Source organism: Pseudoalteromonas sp. SMS1 (assembly GCF_021530565.1).
Taxonomy (GTDB): domain Bacteria; phylum Pseudomonadota; class Gammaproteobacteria; order Enterobacterales; family Alteromonadaceae; genus Pseudoalteromonas.
Window position 1 is genome coordinate 24,797 of the sequence record NZ_JAKGBI010000011.1, and the last position, 23,008, is coordinate 47,804.

Consider the following 23,008-nt stretch of genomic DNA (forward strand, 5'->3'; position numbering starts at 1 on the left):
AACTGATACGCACTGACTTCAAATCCCAAATAACACAAATTAATTATGATGAAATGACAGGCATAGTGCGGCGCCAAAGTGCGCTTCTAAAGTATGTCAGCCCAACCATCTAATGACCTTAAAAGAAAAGCAGCAACTCTTACAATGAAAGCATCAGACCCACTACCAAACACTTTATAACACTCACCCGTATATTCAGAACGGAATGGTTACTCTTTAGCACCAGCTAACTTCTCCAAAAATGCCAAACTCGCCAACTCTTTTTCATCCGGTGTGTATGGCGCCCGATCTAGTTGTGACATATCAACTCCCAATAGAGGCGCTTCCATGATATCGCTGGTGCCATAGCGAGTCCCTTCCCCAGGGATAGATGACATCCGCTCTACCACAAATGTTTTCAAGTTGAGTGCTTTGGTGTTCTGCGGTATCACGCTTTGGTGTGCTTTAAGTGTGATTAGCTCCAAGCCAGATCCCAATTTACTTTTACTCACTAAATGAGCCAGCGGCACGTCGCCCTCATAAAGATTGGCTCGCACACGATAAATGCCAGCCTCTTGAACATCCAACTGCAATGAAATCAACAAATCACTTTGCTCAACACGCGTACTGACCACGCTAAGCAAGCGCGCACTTGGCTGCAAATATTTTGCATGGGCAACCAAAATAACTTCTTCGCCATTAATATCAGCAGTGGCTTTAATGCTGATGTCGCCGACAGGTAAATGTATCGCTGTCAGTTTTGCTTGAGCACGCCCGCCAATCATATGCATTTCAGTGCTGTGAAGCACTTTCTTTGCGCCAACGATACCTACGTGTAATTGCGCACTTTGAATATCCCCCCCTTCTAAACTGACTTCGACAGATTCTGGTTTAATATACCTAAATTTGTTTAAAGACAGAGAGACAGATTGTTCTTGCCCAATTAAAGGGGTAGACACAGGGATAAATTTATTAGGATGAAGCCTATCCTCATCATTGGCGGTGAGCGGTTGTGAGTATGGTGCAAACTTCAATGACTCACGAAAACCAATCGCTATATTCTGAGCCGCCGTTTCTACTTGCATTTTTTCAATGGGGTCATTTTGCGAGTCTTTCACTTCTTCAGATACAATCACTGCTGGAGCCAATTTGGGCGAAGGTGCCATCAGTGTCACTTCTTTCTCCATCATGGACTCTGCGCTTACTTCAGGCGTCATTGAAAGCCAGATGAAAAGTGCGATTAACGCACTTATCATCATTGATAAAACCAGAATTCTCATGATTTTATTACTCAGGTAAAGCTGCAAACATCAATGCAGACATACTGTTGTTATCCGAATGACGTACATAAGTGTATTGCTTTTTCCAAAGCCAGAAGCCTTCATTTTTTGTGTAAGTATCAAAAGCAACGCGCTTGTTTGGTGCAATATCAATGGCAGTATTCGCCGCTGTGACCTTCCCTTTCGCATTATCAATGATAATAGAAAGATGGTCATAGTTGTCGCTCATAAGCATCGGATAGTGGTAAGGTAAAAAGTGTCTAACCCCTTTGTCCTGCGTACCGACTTTGCCATCAGTGGCAATATTCAAACTGCAGCTGTCAAAAGACCCAGCCTGATTGGCACCACATGCAGAATGTGTTGCAACAACACTGTCGTCTTTACCGGGTAAAAACAACTTCGTTGCACCTAAAAATAAATCGCCATCGGCAACAAAACGTAGTCTTGGTGTGCGGCTATCAGGAAAGCTGGCAATTTGGCGGGCATTATTGACTTTTAAATCATTCAGCACGCCGAGCGTTTCACCAATTGAACGCCCTAACCACGCTCTAATTGCCGCTTCTGTCAGTGGGTTAGATGCGCCATTTGCAACATTCACAGCGACATCTGCAAGTTCACTGCCACCACCAGCGCCAGCAACATCAAATGTAGCCACAATATTCAAAGGTTGCAGCCCTGCATTCTCTAGCCAGTTTGCTTGATTATCAATAATATATCTCGCGATCAAGTCGCCTGTTGAATGAGTTAAAAAAATACAGCCAGAGGCACATGTTCCCTGCTCTGACATTTTTTTCAATTTAGGCCAAAGATAATCACTGGCAATCTTTCCTTCGACTCGTTCGAAGGAAGGCCAATCAATGCGTTCATCAGCTAGGGCGCCCCAATAGTCCGCCCAGTAGGACTCTGCGTCGCTTTCTAATTTGCCTGAATCAATGGTAAACAGCTGCTGAGCTTGAAAACCATGGATCAAAACAGTCTTATATGCTTTTGCTTTAGTATGCGTACTTACGCACAGTATCGTTACTAAAAAACTAATAATGAGTATGTGGTTTGGTAATTTCACTATTTATGCTCCTATTGTTGTATCCAATACGCCAACACACAACATAACTTCGTGTTCAACTCATCAAGGTTTATCAAGTAAATACTCAAAAATCAAACTTTATAAACAATTTTGTTACGTATTTATTAACTAAAATGCATCTAAAGTTTATGAAAAACTGGTCTAATGTCTTGATTTATAGATGTATAAAATTCAACCACCCAAAGTCCTAATCGGGTACTTTAATTTTGAAATATAATGGCAGAAAGGTTAATTTAGGGCCTCCGAGAGGTGAGAGGCCGTGTGAGAGTGAAAAAATTAGCCCGCAACTTCTACGCGATTACGACCATGTGATTTGGCCAAATAAAGTGCACGATCAGCACATTCAACCAAGCTGTGCCAGCTCATTTCTTTACCGTAGAGTGCAATACCAAAACTTGCAGTAATATGCTTTAAAACTTCGCCAGATTCTTTGTCTTTAATAGATAACTTTGCTACATCCTGCCGGATTTTATTTGAAAACCCAACCGCCTCACTAATGCTAGAGAACGAGATTAAGATGCAAAATTCTTCTCCGCCGTAACGGTATGCCTGGCCCGTCGTTTCTGTATGAAGCCTCAGTTTTTCAGCCACCTTTCGTAGCACGTCGTCGCCACGTTGGTGCCCAAATTCGTCATTGAACTGTTTGAAATGATCAATATCGATAAAAATCATTACTTTTTGAAACGAGCTGGGCTCATTGCAAAACTTAACAATGTCATCGTCAAACTTGCCTCTGTTATAAAGCTCTGTCAGCTTGTCAGTGCTTGCTTTGGCTTGTGCGTCACACAAAGTTTCTTGCAGTTGTTTAATTTCACTGTATGCGACTTCTAATTTCTTTTGAAAACACAGCGCATTATGCTGCATCACAATAGATTCTTGCGTGAGTTTCGACACGTAGTTGAGTACGTCATTGTAAATCTCTGGACCCGCTTCAACATTCTGCTTTTTTAGTTGGTGTAAACCAACATGACATTCTGATAAAACAGCGGAAAAGTCCTCAGAACGGCTTAGTGTGTTATTTATCTCAACCTCTACAGTGCTCAGAGTGTCTTTGACCAAGTCTGACATCTCATGAAACAGTGCCAAGTCTTGCTCACTGAGAAATTCATCAAACAATGCTTTTGCTTGCTCAGGAGGGCATGTACTGTGCTCTGCAAGTACTTGTTCTAATTTCTTATTTAATTCAGGTTCTTTTCCCAAAACATAACAATACCAGATCGCATAATTCATTGGCGATAATGGTATTTGGTACTTAACCATAAAAGGTACAGCTTGTTTTAAACAACTTGCCGATTGAGCAAAGGAGCTATTTTGTTCCATAAGAGACCCATCAAGCCGTTTCGCGCAAAAAACGGCATGTATTATTAATTTTTGTTCTGCATTGAGAGCCAATAAATTCAATACTAAATAATTAGAAAAAATTAATCAATCCTGTTTTTTACACTCTAATAACAATGGCTAACCACATGAAAATTGCATACGAATTAAGTACAAAGAATTACGTAAGAATAATTTATCTATACCTTTTCAACATAAGCCCCCATTAAAGGAACTGCTAGTTGCATTTTATTCAACAAAAGGCGATGCATCATTTTCAGGCTCTAGATCGGGGGAGTTACGCAGCATGCTTTTAAACTGACCTAACTGCCAAGGTCTCATTGCCAACAGCAACCCGACACCTTGCCGTTTGTTTAATGGCAACTTTATATCTTGCTCGTTCAGTTGGGCCACCTCTTTTGTAAGCTGCTGCAATCGACGTTTGATAGTGGCTATGGTGGCATCGCTATAACTGCCTCTTAAATAAAACCGATAACATTCCTCTTGGTTAAAGTCTCCTTGCAAGAACTTGCCAATGACTTGTTGTTCAATATAGCGTTCAAGCGGACCGCCCGGGATCCAATTAAAGTCCTGCGCAATTAACAATTTATAGTTATTGTTAGGGAGCAACTGAATCATACTTAATTTATCAAGCCGCGCCATTAGTCGAACACATTCCAATTCCTCAATACAATATTGAGAAATAATGTCTTCAAACAACCAACCATCTCTAACACATACCGCAACTAAGAATAACTTGGGGTTATCCATAAGTTCTTGCTCTTGTTGTACAGTAAGCTGGCTGATTTGCGCTTGCTGCGTTTGAGAAATGTCGAATAAGTCACAGAGTGTAAGCTGCAATAACTCACACATGCTCTCCAGCTTTTGCAAAGAGAACTGTTCATTAGAAAACATCCGTTTGACGGAAGCTTCACTTAACTGAAGGTGCTCAGCAACATCTTTATAGGTCAGTTTTTGCTGCTTTAGTAATTGCTTAATGGTGCTTGAAACGAGTGGGATCTGACTCATAGTATTATATTTTGATACCTTTGGTTTCTAATATTAATACAAATTATCTTTTGGTATACAACTCCGTCCAGTTTGTTAGTTTAGTTTCCATCAACGAGAAATTGGAGTTTTCAGATGTTCAAACAAAAGTTAAAACATACATTCACAATCAGCATGACGTTATTCGCTATGCAGGTGGCGCCACAGAGTATCGCCTCTGATAATGCATCAAACGCAAGCCATCATGCCAGTCAGGGAAGTAAATACAGTGCGTTAACAATCGGTGATAGCGCAGTCGCTGGTGCTCAAGTATCAACAGCAGTTGTCGCGGTCCCTCTGGTCATCTCAGGTGGATTAACAATGAGCGCCGGATCTGCAAGTGTCTCTGCTGCTGAATCTATAATGGACTCTGCAAGCAACCAACCGTTACCAATTTGCGAAGAGGTCGTTATCGCAGGTCCTCCTCCTTCAGCATCACTGTAAGGAGCCATCGCCATGCGTAAACTTTTATTTATTGTACTCGCGGCACTGTCGCTGAAAAGCGCTCAAGTCCATGCTGGCAGTACACAAACTGGTGAACCTAAATTTCAACCCAAAGAAATTGCACATTTTGCTAAACAGGTTGAACGCTATAGTGCAGCTAAACGTGCCCATGTATTTATCATTGCCAGGGTGGGACAACCTCAAGACTCTTTGCCAAAAGGGGTCGAATTTACGCATGTCGCCTTAGCTGTTTATTCTCAAATAACAATGGCAAACGGGGAGAAAAAGCCCGGCTATGCTATCCACAATTTATATCAATTGCACGATGACCCAGCCAAAAGCAGCTTGATTATCGATTACCCAACAGATTTTTTCTGGGCGGTTGAAGAATTAAAAGCAGGTATTGCGATTCCTACGTTAGCCGTACAAAAACAGCTGTTAGACGCTATCAATGATGAGGTACCAAAAAAAGTGCATAACCCACGTTACTCACTGATCGCAAACCCATTTAATAACCAAAGGCAAAATTGCACTGAGCATACACTCAATATCATTAATGCAGCCCTATACAAGACAACCGATATGGCACAATTAAAAGCAAATACGCAAGCTTATTTCGAAGCACAGTCACTGTCTGTCAGTCCATTTAAGCTATTTTTGGGCAGTGTTTTCAGAGATGAAATTTACAAAAAGGACCATAAGGGCGCAGTTAACATCGCGACTTTTACAACCATTAAAAACTACTTGGCAAAGCACAACTTACTCGCACATTCAGCGATTATTACACCCGATATGCTACTCAATGCTCAGAATTCACAGGAGATGTAATCATGGAACAATCAAGCAACTCACTTTATATACCAAGTAAAGCCTTTAGTATCGCGTCAGTCGCCGTCTTGATAATCGGCATCACTACCTACATGGTTGGTCTATTTAATGCGAAAATGTTATTGAATGAAAAAGGTTACTACTTAATCGTATTGATGTATGGGTTATTTTCGGCTGTGTCATTGCAAAAAAGCATCCGTGATAAACAAGAACACATCCCGACTTCAAAGGTTTATCATCTTCTTTGTATGATATCCACCGCTGCGGCAATCGGATTGTTAGGTGTTGGGCTATTTAACGCAGATCTGCTGCTCAGTGAGAAAGGGTTTTATGGTATCGCCTATTTAATGAGTCTTTATGCTGCGGTTGCAGTACAAAAAAATATCCGTGACAAAGCAACTTTAAAACAAAACATGCCTGAAGAAAGTACCGTTCTCAATACTGATACCATGGACAAAGAATAAATACGGGGTTGGCTAACCCCATAGCTGACTGTCATCACACGCACTTCATTATGGACTTGCCACCCTCTATGGCTGTGCGTGTAAATCCATTCTTTTCATACAACCCCACCAAATGAGATTCGCACTTTAAATAGAGTGGTTGCCAGTTAAGACTTACTGATTTCTTTTTCGCATACTGGACTAACGTGTTAGATATCCCCAACCCTCTATACTGCGCATCGACATACACGCCATCAAGCCATGCACATCCTTGTTGATACTTTATCTCCGCAGCCCCAACAGGGTTACCATCAAGGCACACATAAAACCCAACCTTGTTATCTGTTGCCGTGACGAGTGCCAAAACTTCGTCATAACTTGCCCCTTCTCGATGCCTATCCCATTGCTCAAAATACCATTTTGCTATTTGTACAGCGTCTTGATGACACGGTGTTATTTCCTTTACTTCTATATGTGGCATAACCTATTTCCAGTGACAACGATGTTTATACATTGCCTAGTGAACTAATCCGCTTAAAGTTTGTCCGTATTGTACAATTGTACCTAAATTTAAGGGTTGTCAAAAAGGATAAGTATAAAGATATTCGATTGGGTGGACTTTTCGGTAAGCTTAAAAAGAGAAACGCGCTCGTGAGAGCGCGTGTTCAGTGCCGTGGCGAAGGGGTAGACTCCGACTGCGCTTAGCGCATTTCAAACCCTTCACGTATTGAAACGTCACAAACGGGTTGTCGGATCACTACCTGTGCATTTTATTCTGTACGCATTCGCTGACCAACCATGCCCAGGTTCCTAAAACTTGAAATAATGCACAAAAGTATTGAACAAATGACTGATAATGCTTGTCTGAGATAGTCGAGCACTATCACACGAGATTATCAAACTTTCACAGACAGTAAGGAAAAATAAAAAGTGAAAAGTAAAGTTAAAAAGATACTTACATATTCAATCACTACGGTCATTCTGCTGGGCGCTGCTTTGTATGCTTCAATGGAAGAATACCAAAAAGACAACTTATCACGTTTTCTAGAACAGGCGGTTGCACAGAGCTGACATGCAACCTGATTTATTCTTGTGGTGATACTATTAGGCTATTCGTATCACCACGCTTATCTTTAAAACACACCGTTTGAGTTGTTAACTTTACCGCCAGCAAAAAGGTTGTACAACCGCATCGACAAGTCGAGCGCCTGAATCGAATCCCAATGCTCTACGAGTTTTCCATCAACAACCTTCCACGTGTCAATGATGTTCATCCCCCTAGAGTCATCGCCCCGATGTTTCGCTTTTAACGTGGCGTGAGAATGGACAATCACATGATCACCATCCACAAAGACATGCTTAACATCGTAGCTAAATTCCGGTGCGAGTTTTGTAAAGTCGCGCAATGTGGTAACAACGCCCGAAATACCGTCAGCCATACTTCTATTGTGTTGCTTATAGATGTTTTGGCTATAACGTTCAATGATCAAATCGAAGTTGTGGTCGTTCATCAGTAACTGCACAAACTCAATCACCGCTGTGGCTTTTTCGATCTGAGCGTCACTCCAGTGCGGTTTGGTCAATGTTTTAATATCAATGTTCGGTGTCTGCATTTGGCTATCCAATTCTTTTTTGCGTATCAATCGCGCGCACATTTAACTTTTAAAATGCAAGTTAAATTATTTGATTGCAAAATGCAAGTGAATTATGATGGGAAAATAAATATCGAAGAGACACACTATGCCAACACGCTCGCAATGCCCTATCTCCAATGTGCTAGATCATGTAGGAGACAAATGGAGTTTACTCATTATCAGAGATCTCATGTTTTTCAATAAACACGCTTATTCAGATCTTCAGAATTCAGATGAAAAAATGGCGACCAATATCCTATCCAGTCGATTAGAAAAGTTAGAGGGCGATGGGCTCATCAGTAAAAGAGTTGACCCAAATGATAAAAGAAAAAAAGTGTATCGCCTTACGCCTGCAGGGGTTGATATGTTACCCATTTTGATTGAAATGATTGTATGGAGTAGTAATCACGCACCAGATCTCAATATCCCCACAGAGCTTGTCGCCAAAGCGCGAAGCGACCGCGCTGGCTTGATACAAGATTTGACATCAAGATTGACGGCGCAATTGAATACTTAGCGAATGGTTAAACGCTCGACAATGGCGGTTGTGCCTGTGGCTCCCGCTTCTACAGCGCCACCTAAAAGATAGATCTGTTGGTCGAGTGATACGGCACCAAGCCCATGGCGCGTCGAAGTCATGGGCACACGCGCTGTTGACCAAACATTCGCTTTTGGATCATAACGCCAAATTTGGTCAAAAGTGCGAGTTTTCATTTCTCGTTTACCGTCTTCCTTCCCCTCAAACGTGTACTCCTCACCACCAAAGACGTATATTTGCCCATTCATGTGTGCACTAGCAAGCCCTGCACTTGCTTGAGGCATGGACGCTAATTGGTCCCATTTATTTCGCGTACTATCATATCGCCACACGGTATTTAAATTTTTAAAATCCTGCGCATTGACCCTTCCCCCCATGACATACCAGTGATTGTCGACGACCACCGAGGCTGCTGAATTACTCGCTATGGGAAGCGGCGCAGCTTTGTGCCACTGACCTGATTTCAGTACCCAATGCGCGCTCGTATCAATCAACTTTCCATCTCTTTTCGTACGACCACCAGCGACATGAATTTGGCCATCAATCACGCCATAAACGGATTCTCCCATTGGGATCGGTAGCTCAGGTCCTTTATGCCATGCCCCATCAACGTCATTCAGCACGAATACCGAAGACTTTATCTGCCATGGATCAGATTTGATGGCATTAAAACCTCCGATTGCGTATAGCTTACCGTGATTTACAATCAAGCCTAAATGGTGACGTGGTTCAGGCAGGGCTGGGCCACTTTTCCAGTTTTGTGCATTTTGATCAAATATATACGTCTTGTCTGACGCGGTAAGGTGAGCAAGCACTGCCTGCCCTTCTTGAGCCTGCTCAAAAGCGCCAGCCACGACTATTTTGTCTTTGTACACTGCGGGATAAACTTCTTGTAAGGGTACTGGTAGCATCACACTAAGCTGCCAATGTAGTCGCTCAGCATCCGAATTTTGAGCGACGCGCTTGCTGTCTGATGTGCAGGATTGGAGCGCAAAACAAGCCAAACTGATAATGACGAACTTAAAGATGTGCTTGATAGACATGACTATCCCAATAAGCGAAAATATTTCACCGCAGTTAAGCATATCCACTTAACTTAAGTTCTTACTATTTTCTTACGTTTACCTGAAATAGCTTTTGTCCAACAAAATTAATTATTTAGCTAAAAAGTCAAATCAATCACGACGACAGACACCGCTTTCACAACGTGACTTGCCTGTAAGCCAATACGAAATCCGATATCGGTTTTTAGCAAATACTAGGTATAGTTTATCCGCGACGGGCCTTAAGACAGGCCAACGTAGCGGTGCATATAACCACCCCATACCCACCAATTGCCACGCTTTATGTGTCACATCAAGTCCCAACAACAGGTCCCCATCTTTATTGAGCGCATGTAAAATTGTGTTTGCCTTGTTTGGGTCTATGTTCGGATAGCGCGCGAACTCTTCTGAGTAAATGTCTACAGTTTTAATACTTCCTTTTTTATCCTTGCGTGTCAGCGCTGCCATTTCTTTAACGCAAAGTGGGCATGTGCCGTCATAAAATATTGTGAGTTCACTCATACTTGCTTCCTATACTTTGGTGACTGATACGCGATTGCGCGACAATCAGATCACCACTAATAACGACGCATCCAATGCCCCGTTAGATTGATAACACATACTTTAGACTATGCCAGTATCACAACCACGCGTCCACATAACTTAGCGACTGGCACACTACGATTTTAAAAAGTTGATGATTTATTTCGTCCTTTTTTATATCGGCGCGTCTTATTGAGTGTTATTAACTTAGGAGACGTATATGAATTACCTGAATAGTGCCGAATTTAACCTTCTTCCACCGACAATGCCGCAGAGTACTCACAAGCCTCGAGTATTAATCTTGTATGGTTCACTTAGAGCGCAGTCCTACAGTAAGAAAACGGCAATGGAAGCAAAACAAATACTGACTCATATGGGTGCTGAAGTAAACATGTTTGACCCGACAGGCTTGCCGCTTTTTGACAACGGCAATAGTGCCCAGCATAAAAAAGTGCAAGAGCTTAGAGAGCTGGTTAATTGGTCAGAAGCGCAAGTATGGAGCTCGCCCGAGTTGCACGGCAATATGTCTGCGGTAATGAAAAATCAAATTGATTGGATCCCATTGTCTTTGGGCGCAGTTCGCCCTACACAAGGTAAAGTACTGGCGGTGATGCAGGTCAGTGGCGGTTCTCAAAGTTTTAATGCCGTGAACAATATGCGAATTTTAGGTCGTTGGATGCGAATGCTGACTATTCCAAACCAGTCTTCAATTGCCAAAGCAATGAACGAGTTCAACCCAGATGGCACGATGAAAGCCAGCCACTTTAGAAACCGGGTTGTAGATGTGATGGAAGAACTAATGCGATTTACATATCTAACCAGAGACAGTACACAATTTATGGTTGACCGATACAGTGAGCGCCAAGTAGCGCAACAAGCCCAGATTAATGACAGTAAAGGCTTGGCTGATATATTAGAGTCGCCACCAAAAGCCAAACCGGCTTCTCGGGCTAGATGCTGCTAAACTAGGCTGGCAGCATGCTTTTTTGCTGCCACTTTTGAGATGACGATATGACTATTGAACAAATTTGGGCACAGTACAGACAAAGTTTAAAAGCATTTTTGCACACAAAAGTCGCAAATCCAGAAGACGTCGAAGATTTACTACAAGACGTATTGCTTAAAACCCATTTAGCCATTGAAAATCTGCACAACCCAACCAGTGTAAAAGCGTGGCTGTTTCAAATTGCACATAACACGGTCATGGATTACTATCGAAAAAGTGGCACAAGCCACACCGCGCAACAAGAAATAGCTTGGTACAAAGAAGAAGAGCGTAACATTAAAAAAGAGCTCGCAAAGTGTATCAAACCCTTTATCCAAGAACTGCCCGAACACAGTGCTTTTCTTCTTGAAGTCATTGAATTAGAGGGGAAGACACAAAAGCAGCTGGCAAATGAAATGGATGTCAGCTATTCCACTCTCAAATCTCAAGTCCAAAAAGCCCGAAAAGAGCTGCACGATGTGTTCAATGCCTGCTGTCAATACGATATCGATAAGCAGGGCAACCTGATTGAATACCATAAAAAACAGCTCAAAGACATAAATTCATCAAGCCATGTTAACGAAGAAATTGATACGCTCAGAGAGCGTAAAGCCAATTGTACTGACTGTGGTCGACGCTAATTTAGCAAGTGAAAAACTGACATACTAAATAGTCATGTTATAAGGTTTAATGCAAGCAAGCCTGAAAAATCTCTTTTTTAGGTAAACAAACAAAAGTCTGTGCATTCTGCACAGCCCCTAACAAAGGGTAGAGGCACCATAAACCTTGCAAGCATTATGCTTAATAGACACACTGGTTATTTGGTTTCGTCAATGCAACACTCATCTTGTAAAAAAGATATGACAGACAGTAACTTATCGTATTCAACTGAACAGTATAACACGCGACCTTCTCTTTGTTGCTTTATCAAACCAGCGGATACCAGGCTGGAAATATGATGCGACAACGTTGAGTTTGGAATACCTAATTCATCTTTTAGGGTTCCTACACTCACGCCTTTTTCGCCTGCTTTTACTAGTCTTTTAAAAACCAGTAACCTAGTTGCATGGCCTAACTCTTTAAATGCCTTAGCTATTTCTTCAATTGTCATAATCATTGTTCTCCAAAAACATTTCGATAATACTAGAAATATATTGACACGTCCAATAACACGCCCTAACATTTCCACATTACTAGAAATATAGGATTGTTAAATATGTCTATAAACCAAGAAATGATAGTCAGTACTATCAACATGTTTGCTTTTTTAGCTGTAGAACTCACCCTACTCTTTTTACTTATTAGTTATGTCGTTGGCGTTTTGCAAGCATACATACCGCCTGCAAAAATACAGAGCATCTTGAGCAGTAAAAAAGGTAAAGGATACTTTATTGCTGGCTTTCTTGGCGCAATCACGCCATTTTGCTCATGTTCTACGATCCCTTTTTTAAAAGGACTGCTTCGCGCCAAAGCAGGGTTCGGAACGATGATGGTTTTCTTATTCGCCAGTCCTTTACTTAACCCGATTATTATTGGGTTGTTTGCGATTACATTTGGTGTAAAAGTCACGCTGTTTTACTTTGCGATAGCAATGGGAGTTTCAATTATTGCTGGAATAGCACTTGAAAAGCTCGGATTTGAAAAATATGTCAAACCCGAAGCGTATGTTGAACCCGATAAAAAAGGATGTGGCACGACTTGTGGAAACAATGCTCAACCTGAAAATAGATGGTTAAAAATTTGGATAAGTACTTGGAAAGATTTTAAAAAGGTACTGCCCTATTTATTCGGAGGTATCGCGTTAGGTTCTCTTATTTATGGCTTTATGCCAACTGAGTTTGTCGCGAGCGTAGCCAGCGAGAATAACCCATTTGCGATTCCTTTTGCGGCAGTGATTGGCATTCCACTATATATAAGAGCTGAAGCAGTCATTCCATTAAGCGCTGCATTGGCAGAAAAAGGAATGGGGCTCGGAGCGGTGATGGCATTGATTATAGGAAGTGCCGGTGCAAGTTTAACGGAAGTGATACTACTTAAGTCAATTTTCAAAAATAAAATGATCTGGGCATTTCTATTTGTGATTCTATCTATGGCGATCAGCGCGGGTTTTTTATATCAGTATCTCTTTTAATTTCGATAAACGCGCTCTTTCTGAGCGCGTTAAAAGTATGAGCGAGTCGTAAAAAACTCAAAGTTAAGAGGTATTTAAAAGCCCATGACATGCCATGAAAAAAGAAAACAATAAATACACAGCAAACTTATCGATACACCAAGGACAACCGCAGATCTATGACCTCTCATCAGTCTTGGCGCGTTTACTACCCCTCTCGTACAAGAAAAAGTACACAGTAAAACACCAATTAGTATGAATAGATCCGTCGCACTCTTCTCAACTAGATAAAAGGGACATCTTGTGCCCATAGACCACTTTGTGGCGAAGAAAATAGACTAATCACATCACTAATCAAAGTTGCCATAGCTTGCGAAGCATTGAAATTTTCATCGCTCACTTTAGTCATAAACATCACAAGCAACGACATTGTCGCCGAGAGCGAACTTAGTAACTTCCAATGTGTCTGATTAAACGCAGTTAAAACTTACTTATCTAACTTGCACTCTTTTTTCGGCCAAACAGCTTTAACCAAAATGCGCCTTCAAACACAAATCCAAGAATAATAAAACCAAAAAGGCCCGCGCTATTTCCATAGCTATACGCACTAATCGCGCAAATCAATAACACCAAAGCAATTAATATTCGATATACAACACTCATTGTTCATTTCTCCCTACTTACATAAACATCAGTTTATATCAGATATACGTTATTATCATACATATGCATGCAATTGCGCTGCAAACTCTTTTGGCAACTCAAACACGCGAAATTGTCCGTCAAATTGACACTTAAACTTTGACCTGTTCATTTTTACAATACATAGCGACGTACGCTGTCTATCAGTAGGTAAATCATCATGAGGGGACCAGTGACAGTCTTCTATCGGGTAGCAAATATGAAACATGCTCATGTATTTCTCCTTTAAGTGTAATCGTGCTCCAAGATCACACTTTGCGGTGAACTAAAGCTAAAATACAATTTCGTAGTATTACTAAAGTTTGTCCACGGTTTATAAATTTCAAGTCTTGCAAAGACAGTGAGTGATGTTAGATTCGCGTACAAACTAACAATATTAATGTGAGATAAGCCCCAGACACTGAAAATACCAATTAAGCAAAAATGTAACCAAACAAAATAGCTTTCCAAACTACAGATATATCAACTTATGTTATAACATATCAGTTTTTAACCCATTCCAATCAAACACCAACTCGTGTCTTTTGAACATTCTGTTTTTCTAAGAAACCGGTTTTTGGTGTGATAAGGTAAAGTTGATGTCAATTCCAGTTACAATCTTGCATGGATTTTTAGGCTCAGGAAAAACCACACTGCTGCGAAGCCTCTTGGCACAGTCAGCTAAAAGTGGTGTCATACCAGGTGTCATTGTCAATGATATGAGTGAGCTTGATGTAGACGGTGTCCTGATCAAAAATACAGAAGTCTTCGACGATGAAAGTAACCATTTTTTTACCATTAGTGGACACAGTATCAGCAGTGCAAAAGGCCTAAAGGCACTAAAACCAGCGTTGAAGACGCTAAAAAAGGAAGTACACCCACCGTGGCTCCTCATTGAAACTTCAGGCAGCAGCCACCCCCTCCCTTTAATTGAGTTTTTTAAAGGTAACAAAGACTTTGCTTTAAAAGGGGTTGTGACACTGGTCGATGCCACTTGGCTCAAAGATGATTATCAGTTTGCTCAATCCTTGGTGCCAAAATGGCAAGAAAACTTAAGTAATCAAGTACGTGGGATAGAAAACTTACTGGTAGAACAAATCTTGTTTTCAAACCAAATATTTTTAACCAAAACCGATAAGCTCACAGACAAAGCTGTAGAGCAGATCGCACAAGCTATTCACCCGATTAACCCTTACGCTGCCATCTCAGCGACAGCTTGGGGTAATATGGACGTGGCACAATTTCATCAATTTCCTGACTACAACTTCTTTTTAGTTGAACAGCTACTTTCTGAGCTTCGCAGTACTGTTAACGCCCCCCTTACGCTCTCAGGTAAAGAGAATCAAAAAATAGTCTCCAAAGTGATTCGTGACGATAGGCCATTTCACCCGACCCGCTTATGGGAGGTGTGTCACCAGCACCTTACACACGGTGTATTTCGCAGTAAAGGGTTCTTTTGGTTACCTACACGAGATGACATGTCTTTGCTTTGGAGCCAAGCAAATGGCAGTGTCGGATTAGAAGTTATCGGCTTTTGGCGTGCACCGATATTAAAAGACGAAACACAAGATCTTGAACAAGCGCACTATGATATCCTTAAAAAGAAAATCGATAAGATCGATAGCCGATTTGGCGACAGACGTTGTCGTCTCACTGTCATAGGTCAAAAAGACGAAGCGTCGAGCTTTGTAAAAGCCTTAGAAGCCTGCTTTTTAACCGAAGAAGAGCTCAACTTTTGGCGAAATGGCGGCTCTTTCGAAGATCCATGGCCAACGAATGTAGCCAAAGTTTAACGCACTTTTGACGACACACGCATCAACCGAGCAGGGCTGAATTGAAACAGCACTGCTTGAGACGCCATTTAATCTGACCAATCATATTTCGTTCAACATTATATCGGTAAGCATATCCGCGCAACTGCGCCCTGCTTGTCTTGACGGTTTTCGAGTGTCAATTCTCCAGCTTGACCACGCACAATTTCGCGACTCAAGACCAATCCAATACCATTGCCTTGCTCTTTAGTAGAGTAAAACGGCACAAACAAGTTATCAGATTGACTCACGCCATTACCATTATCAATGACATCTAAACACCAATACGTGTCACTACGACCAATTGCCAAAGTTATGTCACTTTCTCCAGCAAGCGCATTCGCTTGCTCTGCATTCTTTACCAAGTTCAACAATGCTTGTTCAAGTTGTTCCACATCACAATAGATAGATGGCGTCCCCTCAAACAAACGCTGAACGTTCACCTTTGGAAATAAAGCCTGCAATCTATCACTTAATCCAGCGACACAAGTAGACACCTTATGAGGCTTGGGTAATTGCGACAACTGAGAATAACTGGCCACAAACCCAAGTAAGTGCTCTGAGCGCTTTTCTATTACGTCTAGCATGGTATCTCTTAACTCTATTTCGCCTTGCACAGGAAGCGCTTTAAGAGATTGGGCCATTGAGTATATTGGCGTAAGCGAATTTCTCACTTCGTGATTCAGCACGCGCACGAGCTTCTGCCATGCCTCTTGTTCATTGCGCCTTAGGGAAAGCTCAATTGATACGTATACCATTAAATGGTATTTTCGCCCACCTCTGTACAACTCATGTTCAACCACTTTAAAACGCTGATTTTTATGATTCACCTGCCATTTGCCATTGTTTCGCTCTAATTTAAGTGCATGAATATCACGCCCGGCAATTTCAAAGCCTTCATAAAACTCATTGGCAGCCCCGTTAAAGTGGTAAACTTGGTAGTGGTGATCAAGCACTAATATGGGTAGCTCCAGCTCATTGATAAAGTCAAAGACAAACGCTTCATTTTGCGCATACTCGTAGCGTTTGTTTTGGATCCGTTGCGCGATTGTTTTTAAATCACTTTTTAAGTTCGCAATACTACCTTGGCGATATTGTGCCAACTGCCATACTGTAAATTCCTCGTTGGCGATGCTGTCGAGCTGCACAGCAATTCGGGCAATTGTATTAAAGACACTTTGATACGCTTTGTATAACGCAATTACACTGGGGAGTAGTATTACCATCACCAACGTCAACAATTCTAGCCAGTCCAAAGTAAAATAAAGAGAAACGCCAATCACCATTATTGCAACCGTGATTATAGGCACAACAAATAACTTAATCAGGTTTGCCTCGAGTGAATGAGATGAAAACCTCATCATATTTCTTTCACTTGAATATTATACTTTTCAATTCGGCGATATATGGCTGACTTACTCAATCCTAAAAACTCGCCTGCTTTGACTACATGCCCATCAAAATGACTGATGGCCTTGGCAATGAGCTTTTGCTCGGCTTCTTCCAAACTCATTAATGGTAACGCACCCGATTCTTCCCCATGATTGTCGAGAACAATGTCATGCGCATCTATGGTATTTGCGTCTGCCATTATCACGGCACGCTCTAACACATGAGACAGCTCTCTGATATTACCTGGCCAGTGATACGCCAACAATTTATTACAAGCCTGTTCACTTAAAGTCAGTGCCGTTAATCCATATTTTTTAGTATGTGACGCCACAAAAAAAGCCGCAAATTCAGGTAACTCCGAAAGGCGAGCGCGCAAGGGAGGAAGCTCAATTACCAGCGTATTCAATCTAAATAGTAAGTCCCGACGGAAAGTGCCTTGTTCAATGAGTTTATTTAAATCTGCATTAGTTGCAGATATGATCCGAGCATTACTCGTGAGTGTGGCAGAGCCGCCAACTTCTTCATATTCACCACTTTCGAGTACGCGTAACAACTTCGCTTGCAACGCTATCGGCAGGCAACCCACCTCATCCAAAAAGAGACTTGCATCATGTGCTAGGGTAAAGCGTCCTTTTCGGTGGGCTTTGGCATCTGTAAATGCCCCTTTTCGATGACCAAACAACTCACTTTCGAACAAGTTTTCAGGTATCGCCGCCATGTTAATGCTTACCATAGCTTGAGCGTTGCGCTGACTATGCTGATGAATATAGGCTGCTAGCATGCTCTTACCTGTCCCATTTTCACCCGTGATCAACACATTGGCATTCGTTTTGGCAATACGCCGAGCTTTTTCAAGCAGCTGCTTATTATTCGTTTCAAAAGCAAGAGGAGACGTTTCACTTTTATTATTGTTGGCACTAACCAGCGGCAGTAGTTTCTGAACCGACTCTAGTAAACGGGTGTTTTTCCATGGCTTCTCGATAAAGTCACATGCCCCATACTGCATCGCTTGAACAGCCAAATCAATTTTTGCCCAAGCGGTAATCACAACAACTGGAATGGAATAATTCAACGATTTTAATTGCGTCAAAAACGCCAGACCTTCCTGTCCCGAAGTCGTGTCTTGACTGAAATTCATGTCCAGTAATATCAGGTCAACATGATTCTGCCTGATGGACGCAATGGCAGAGTCAGGGTGATCTGCTTCAATACAACGATAGCCATGAGATTCCAACACAATACGTGCACTTAAACGCACGTCAATTAAATCATCCACTATTAAAACTGTTTTCATATTTCCTTACTGACTCTGTGATTTCAGCGGTCGGCCCTATAAAGCAGAGATACATCTCAGTACCTCTGCAGTCGTATTTTATTCCTGACGTAGTGACGCCATAGGTTTAGCCCGCAGGACTTTGCTCATTGGATACAAAGTTGCAAACAAAGCAAACCCCAATATACCAATACACACTCCCGATAACCATAATGGATTGAGCAACATATAGTCCTCAACTTGCTTTCCAAACAACCGATAACCTAATACACACAAAATCACCGCGAAGCCAAATGCAGCAGCAAGCGGGACGATGGTATCTTGGTATAACTGTTTATAGAGTTTTTTGTTTTTCGCACCCAGTGCCATGCGAATACCCAGCTCATAACGTCGCAGCCCCAAGTTATAGCTCAGTACCCCATAGATACCAATGCCAGCTAAAAGCAGGGTAAATAATGCCAACATGATGCATAAGTTTCGTGTGATTCGCTCCATGTACGTCATTAAATCGTATTCCTTTTCGAAGTCTGTTAGCCGCCACAAGCCTGCTCGTTCGTCTACGGTATGTGCAGCTTGGAAAACGAGCTCGCGATTGAGGACTTTGCCTTCTTCCATTTTTACAATATACGGAAATGCATAAGCCTGCGATGCCCACCAGAAGTGACGACCTCGATGTTTGCCAAATGATTTCGGGTGGTTAAAGTTTTCAGTGATCCCAACCACTTCCACAGGGTTATCAGGATCAAAACTTAAAAACTTTTCACCTAATAAACTACCACCGGGTTTCAGTAGGTCGTTAACGGCTTTAGTCACTAAAAACTCGTGTTTCTCTCCTCGCAGTGCCGCTTCACTAAAAGTACGCCCTTCAATGATCTTAAGGCCCGTCATATCAAAGTAATCTTGTCCAACCCACGCTTGTGGAATAAACACGCTTTCTTTACCTGACATATCTGTGACCGTACTAGCACGAATATTGTATTCTACGGGGCTCCCACCATGACCTACCTTGGTAACACCATCGATTTGATAAAGCGCTTGTCGATATAACTCTATGTATTTATACCGCGCGCTTAATTCCTCATCTAATCCAGGCACATAAATTTGCACCGCATATAAATTATCTATGTCACTACCCAGTGGTCTGTGAAGCGTTTCAAGACTTTTACTTAACACCATGGTTGAACCAATCACTAGACAAGAGGCCACAAATAGCTGCACCGCAATCATGACTTTGACAGTTTTACCGCTAATCTGGCTCACTGCACCTTTGCCTGAAGACTGAACTTGAGACCTTAACTGCGAGAAATTAATTAGTCGGCTCGAAACCCACGCAAATAGCCAAGCAAACACGACACAACATAATAAAGCACTCACTAATACCATAGAATCAAGCGACAAGCTGGACACCAGTGGCAAAAATCCCATGCCTAACGATTTAAAAAGCTTGATGCCCCACGCCGCCAAAAAGAGGGCGATGACAACAGACAACACCATAAGCACTGATGTCTCTAGTAAAATACTTTGAAATATCACTCGGCGTTTAGCGCCAAGCACGGCTTGCAATGCAAGTTGCTTGTGCTTTACCACAGCGCGTGAGACGAATAAATTGCTGACATTAAGCAGTGCAATTAAGACTAACCCCGTCACCCCAGCAAACAGTAATATTGCCAAATAATTATTGTCACCCAACTCCGCCTTTCTAAAACTCGTGACAATGGGCACCAAGTCCACAATATTTGGAAACGCCGCTTTCCATTGGGCTTTTATTGCAAGCAACGATTGATGTAATTGTACTTGTGCGGAACTATTCGTCTCCCCTTCTTTTAACACACCCACTAATTTGAGTGTGCCAAAAAGATTGTACCAGGGGCTTGGGTTTTCTTCGTTGTAGTAACGATTATCTGCACTGAATTTAAACCAAATTTGCCCTTTACCTTTGTTAAACATAAAAGGGTCACTAAAGCTTTTTTCTGCAACACCAACAATGGTGAACTGCGCCTCATTGGTCTGTATCGTCTTCCCAATTACCGTACTTTCACCGTCGAAATATTTTTGCCAAAAGTTATAAGCGATCACCACTTCTTGTCGCTTTTCACCCAAATGACTCACAGCTTCAGTATGTCTGCCGAGTAGGATAGGCATTTTAAACAGCTCATAGTATTCATCTGACGCAAAAGTGACTTCAACCTTAGGCTGGCCAGGCAAATTCCTGATAATTTTTTGCCCTGAGACAACCGCCGCGGCCTTTTCAAATACTTGATTATTTTTATACCAGTGCTCTATAGATTGGAAGCTTTGATATCCAGGGCTATTATTATCCTCATAGACATTGTCTTGCTCAACAATCACTAAACGCGGTTCATTTTCGACGTTTAGCGGTTTAACAAAGTAACTGCTAACAAGACTCATCACGACAAAGAAACACGCCAACGTCAGTGACAAGGTTAGAATAATTGCACTGGAAAACCCTTTTGCCTGTCGTAGTGACTGAATAGCCAGCTTCAATTGATTGTTGAAACGGATTAAGTTCATAACACCTCCTCCGCTTGGTAGTCTTTGGCTCGTTGATCTACAGATTGGTCCTGCAGTACTGCACCATCTAACAATTTAACTTGTCTCTTCGCGTAGCCTGCGTAGCGCGGGTCGTGAGTTACCATACAAATGGTCGTGCCTTGTTCATTTAAGCTGTCTAAAATTGCCATGACGGCATCGCCATTTTTTGAATCTAAGTTACCTGTTGGTTCATCCACCAACAAGATACTTGGTTTTCCCGCTAGCGCCCGAGCAATGGCAACCCGCTGCTGTTGACCGCCAGACAGTTGATTAGGCTTATGCTGTGAACGGTGAGCAATTTCTACTTTTGACAGTGCTTTATTCACTCTGTCCGCGATTTCTTGCTGACTCAACGACTCTTCACGATAGATTAAAGGTAGGGCAACGTTGTCAAATACACTCAACTCATCAATTAAGTTAAATGATTGAAATATAAAACCGATGTGTAGATTTCTGAGTTCAGCCAACGTGTCCATGTCAAGGCTTTGCGTATCCACGCCTTCGATTTTATAGCACCCTTCGGTAATATCGTCGAGTAGTCCCATCAAACTTAAGAGAGTCGATTTTCCACAGCCTGATGGGCCGCTGATTGCCACATAATCGCCTTGATGAATACTTAAACTAATATCACTCAGTGCCTGTGTTTCGACACCGCCACTGACATAGACTTTTGATACATTGATTAACTCGATTACAGGTGTGTTAGCCATGATTGATTCCTTTATTACTGGTGATTTATTGTTATTTGCGCGAGATGTTTAAAATCAGACATATCCGAAATTACGACGTGCTCGCCGGCCTTGACACCTGATCGAATTTCGATGGCGTTGCCTGCGAGTTTACCAAACTCCAATTGAGTTTTAACTAGTTGATTTGTGTCGGGGTTGAGAACAAACATTGCGCTACTGCTCAGCTCAGAGACATAACTGGGCTTTTGTATAGAAAGTGCTGATGCACGTTTTTCAGTGAGCACTTTACCTTCTATAGATAGCGCTGGCCGCGCGTTATCCGGCAGCGCTCCTATCAATTCGAGCTCAACTAAGATGCGCCCTTCTCTGACCACTGGGTCAATTCGATTGACCTTTGCACTGACTTCTCCACTGAAGGTATTGATCGTCCCCAGCTGCCCTATTTCGATTCGACTTGCTTGTTTCTCAGGTACATGTAGATCAGCTAATAACGCTCGCTCGCTGCCAACTAAGGCCAGAGGTGCACCAATTTGCACTGATTGTCCTTGTTCGATATTTACTTCCATCAGCATGCCATTAATGCCCGCTCTTACTTGTAACTTGTCAACATCGTCTTTGGCTGCCTGATAGCTCAACTCCAGTTCATTTATTAATTTTCGCTCAACATTCAGTCGCTGAGCATGTAATGCTCTAGTTTGTTCTAGTTGCTGTTTGGCAAGTTCAACCCGCTCACTGAGCTGCTCCACCGCCAGCTCAGAGCGACGATGGTCTAATGTTGAAACTATCCCACTGGAGATCAACTTTGCTTCTGCTTCCTCTCTTAATTGCGCGTTAACAAGCTCGCTACTTAATAATGTTAGCTGTCCTTGTAAGGACAAAAGCTCACTTTTTTGGCTCAGATTTAATGCTTCAAAACTTGCAGTTTGCCTTGCCAATGCCAATCGGCTGCGCATCAGTGCCTGCTGTAGTACTGGATTTGATAAACGCATGATGATCGAGTCAGAGGTCACACGGCTGCCGGGTAACAGCAAAACCTCCTCGACTTGGGCTAGTCGACTCGAGGTAATAAACCGGCTATTTTTAGAACGTAAATGGCCAAACCCCGACACAACCAATTCCAAAGGACCACTTTGTACTTGCGCAAATACTAAGTCACGCTGCTCTACACTTTCCTCACGAAGATCTGTAAATGCAAATGCGACAAATACCACGATACTCGCTAACCCGACAACGCCTTGCTTGAAAGGCATTGCTCGCTTATTACTTTTTGCTATTGAGTCTTTGATTTCCATACTCGCCCTTACTAATCAAAATTTAAAGGACAAGAGCGAAAT

24 protein-coding genes are annotated in these 23,008 nt (G+C 42.1%); 8 read left to right on the forward strand and 16 right to left on the reverse strand.

Annotated features, from left to right (window positions below; translation table 11 throughout):
* Window positions 1-209 precede the first annotated feature (209 nt).
* The 4 genes from L1286_RS12560 to L1286_RS12575 form a co-directional block, all read right to left on the reverse strand.
* The gene (locus tag L1286_RS12560; RefSeq protein ID WP_235407400.1) at window positions 210-1,259 is read right to left on the reverse strand and encodes a hypothetical protein; all 1,050 of its coding nucleotides are present in this window, start codon (window positions 1,257-1,259) and stop codon (window positions 210-212) included.
* A gap of 7 nt (window positions 1,260-1,266) precedes the next feature.
* The gene (locus tag L1286_RS12565) at window positions 1,267-2,322 is read right to left on the reverse strand and encodes a hypothetical protein (RefSeq protein WP_235407401.1); all 1,056 of its coding nucleotides are present in this window, start codon (window positions 2,320-2,322) and stop codon (window positions 1,267-1,269) included.
* A 297-nt stretch (window positions 2,323-2,619) separates the two neighbouring features.
* Window positions 2,620-3,663, reverse strand: a complete 1,044-nt coding sequence (locus L1286_RS12570; RefSeq protein WP_235407402.1) for a GGDEF domain-containing protein — start codon at window positions 3,661-3,663, stop codon at window positions 2,620-2,622.
* Between the two features lie 246 nt (window positions 3,664-3,909).
* Window positions 3,910-4,689 carry a helix-turn-helix domain-containing protein gene (locus L1286_RS12575; protein WP_235407403.1) on the reverse strand — a complete coding sequence of 260 codons (780 nt, stop codon included), beginning with the start codon at window positions 4,687-4,689 and terminating at the stop codon, window positions 3,910-3,912.
* Window positions 4,690-4,803: 114 nt separating this feature from the next.
* On the opposite strand from L1286_RS12575, the gene L1286_RS12580 reads away from it, so the two are divergent.
* Genes L1286_RS12580 through yiaA form a run of 3 tightly spaced genes read left to right on the forward strand, consistent with a single transcriptional unit; the run spans window position 4,804 to window position 6,443 of the window.
* Window positions 4,804-5,151 (forward strand): hypothetical protein, encoded by a 348-nt coding sequence (locus tag L1286_RS12580; RefSeq protein WP_235407404.1) that lies wholly within the window; start codon window positions 4,804-4,806, stop codon window positions 5,149-5,151.
* A gap of 12 nt (window positions 5,152-5,163) precedes the next feature.
* Entirely contained in the window at window positions 5,164-5,979 is an 816-nt protein-coding gene (locus L1286_RS12585) for a DUF2145 domain-containing protein (protein ID WP_235407405.1), read from the forward strand.
* A 2-nt stretch (window positions 5,980-5,981) separates the two neighbouring features.
* Complete coding sequence (gene yiaA, locus L1286_RS12590; RefSeq protein ID WP_235407406.1) at window positions 5,982-6,443, forward strand: inner membrane protein YiaA; 462 nt, start codon at window positions 5,982-5,984, stop codon at window positions 6,441-6,443.
* Between the two features lie 34 nt (window positions 6,444-6,477).
* On the opposite strand, the gene L1286_RS12595 is transcribed toward yiaA, so the two are convergent.
* Both L1286_RS12595 and L1286_RS12600 read right to left on the reverse strand, forming a co-directional pair.
* Entirely contained in the window at window positions 6,478-6,903 is a 426-nt protein-coding gene (locus L1286_RS12595; RefSeq protein WP_235407407.1) for a GNAT family N-acetyltransferase, read from the reverse strand.
* A 652-nt stretch (window positions 6,904-7,555) separates the two neighbouring features.
* Window positions 7,556-8,035 (reverse strand): nuclear transport factor 2 family protein, encoded by a 480-nt coding sequence (locus L1286_RS12600; protein ID WP_235407408.1) that lies wholly within the window; start codon window positions 8,033-8,035, stop codon window positions 7,556-7,558.
* Window positions 8,036-8,162: 127 nt separating this feature from the next.
* On the opposite strand from L1286_RS12600, the gene L1286_RS12605 reads away from it, so the two are divergent.
* Window positions 8,163-8,573, forward strand: a complete 411-nt coding sequence (locus L1286_RS12605) for a winged helix-turn-helix transcriptional regulator (RefSeq protein ID WP_235407409.1) — start codon at window positions 8,163-8,165, stop codon at window positions 8,571-8,573.
* Here the strand turns inward: L1286_RS12605 and L1286_RS12610 are convergent.
* Together L1286_RS12610 and L1286_RS12615 are read right to left on the reverse strand one after the other, a co-directional pair.
* Window positions 8,570-9,637 (reverse strand): Kelch repeat-containing protein, encoded by a 1,068-nt coding sequence (locus L1286_RS12610; RefSeq protein ID WP_235407410.1) that lies wholly within the window; start codon window positions 9,635-9,637, stop codon window positions 8,570-8,572. The genes L1286_RS12605 and L1286_RS12610 overlap by 4 nt on opposite strands.
* Window positions 9,638-9,769: 132 nt before the next feature.
* Window positions 9,770-10,159, reverse strand: coding sequence for a thiol-disulfide oxidoreductase DCC family protein (locus tag L1286_RS12615; protein ID WP_235407411.1), 390 nt, complete (start codon window positions 10,157-10,159; stop codon window positions 9,770-9,772).
* Between the two features lie 241 nt (window positions 10,160-10,400).
* Between L1286_RS12615 and arsH the strand changes: the two genes are divergently transcribed.
* A complete protein-coding gene (gene arsH / locus L1286_RS12620; RefSeq protein ID WP_328284215.1) occupies window positions 10,401-11,144 on the forward strand; it encodes an arsenical resistance protein ArsH in 744 nt (247 codons plus the stop codon).
* A gap of 47 nt (window positions 11,145-11,191) precedes the next feature.
* Complete coding sequence (gene sigZ / locus L1286_RS12625; RefSeq protein ID WP_235407412.1) at window positions 11,192-11,806, forward strand: RNA polymerase sigma factor SigZ; 615 nt, start codon at window positions 11,192-11,194, stop codon at window positions 11,804-11,806.
* Window positions 11,807-11,982: 176 nt separating this feature from the next.
* On the opposite strand, the gene L1286_RS12630 is transcribed toward sigZ, so the two are convergent.
* Window positions 11,983-12,276, reverse strand: a complete 294-nt coding sequence (locus tag L1286_RS12630; RefSeq protein WP_235407518.1) for an ArsR/SmtB family transcription factor — start codon at window positions 12,274-12,276, stop codon at window positions 11,983-11,985.
* A 105-nt stretch (window positions 12,277-12,381) separates the two neighbouring features.
* Here L1286_RS12630 and L1286_RS12635 point away from each other — a divergent pair, with 105 nt between their 5' ends.
* The gene (locus L1286_RS12635) at window positions 12,382-13,296 is read left to right on the forward strand and encodes a permease (protein WP_235407413.1); all 915 of its coding nucleotides are present in this window, start codon (window positions 12,382-12,384) and stop codon (window positions 13,294-13,296) included.
* Window positions 13,297-13,770: 474 nt separating this feature from the next.
* Here the strand turns inward: L1286_RS12635 and L1286_RS12640 are convergent, their stop codons facing one another.
* Together L1286_RS12640 and L1286_RS12645 are read right to left on the reverse strand one after the other, a co-directional pair.
* Window positions 13,771-13,938: a hypothetical protein gene (locus L1286_RS12640; RefSeq protein WP_176716731.1), complete on the reverse strand. Its 168-nt coding sequence runs from the start codon at window positions 13,936-13,938 to the stop codon at window positions 13,771-13,773.
* A gap of 55 nt (window positions 13,939-13,993) precedes the next feature.
* Complete coding sequence (locus L1286_RS12645; RefSeq protein WP_235407414.1) at window positions 13,994-14,191, reverse strand: hypothetical protein; 198 nt, start codon at window positions 14,189-14,191, stop codon at window positions 13,994-13,996.
* A gap of 364 nt (window positions 14,192-14,555) precedes the next feature.
* Between L1286_RS12645 and L1286_RS12650 the strand changes: the two genes are divergently transcribed.
* Window positions 14,556-15,749: a CobW family GTP-binding protein gene (locus L1286_RS12650; protein WP_235407415.1), complete on the forward strand. Its 1,194-nt coding sequence runs from the start codon at window positions 14,556-14,558 to the stop codon at window positions 15,747-15,749.
* Window positions 15,750-15,847: 98 nt separating this feature from the next.
* Here L1286_RS12650 and L1286_RS12655 read toward each other — a convergent pair whose 3' ends face one another.
* From L1286_RS12655 to L1286_RS12675, 5 genes are all read right to left on the reverse strand, one after another.
* A complete protein-coding gene (locus tag L1286_RS12655; RefSeq protein ID WP_235407416.1) occupies window positions 15,848-17,131 on the reverse strand; it encodes a sensor histidine kinase in 1,284 nt (427 codons plus the stop codon).
* Window positions 17,128-18,453: a sigma-54-dependent transcriptional regulator gene (locus L1286_RS12660; protein WP_235407417.1), complete on the reverse strand. Its 1,326-nt coding sequence runs from the start codon at window positions 18,451-18,453 to the stop codon at window positions 17,128-17,130. Before L1286_RS12660 ends, L1286_RS12655 begins: the two co-directional genes overlap by 4 nt.
* A gap of 78 nt (window positions 18,454-18,531) precedes the next feature.
* Complete coding sequence (locus L1286_RS12665; RefSeq protein ID WP_235407418.1) at window positions 18,532-20,964, reverse strand: ABC transporter permease; 2,433 nt, start codon at window positions 20,962-20,964, stop codon at window positions 18,532-18,534.
* Entirely contained in the window at window positions 20,961-21,695 is a 735-nt protein-coding gene (locus L1286_RS12670) for an ABC transporter ATP-binding protein (RefSeq protein ID WP_235407419.1), read from the reverse strand. The genes L1286_RS12665 and L1286_RS12670 overlap by 4 nt, the downstream gene beginning before the upstream one ends.
* A 14-nt stretch (window positions 21,696-21,709) precedes the next feature.
* Complete coding sequence (locus L1286_RS12675; protein ID WP_235407420.1) at window positions 21,710-22,966, reverse strand: efflux RND transporter periplasmic adaptor subunit; 1,257 nt, start codon at window positions 22,964-22,966, stop codon at window positions 21,710-21,712.
* Window positions 22,967-23,008: the final 42 nt, after the last annotated feature.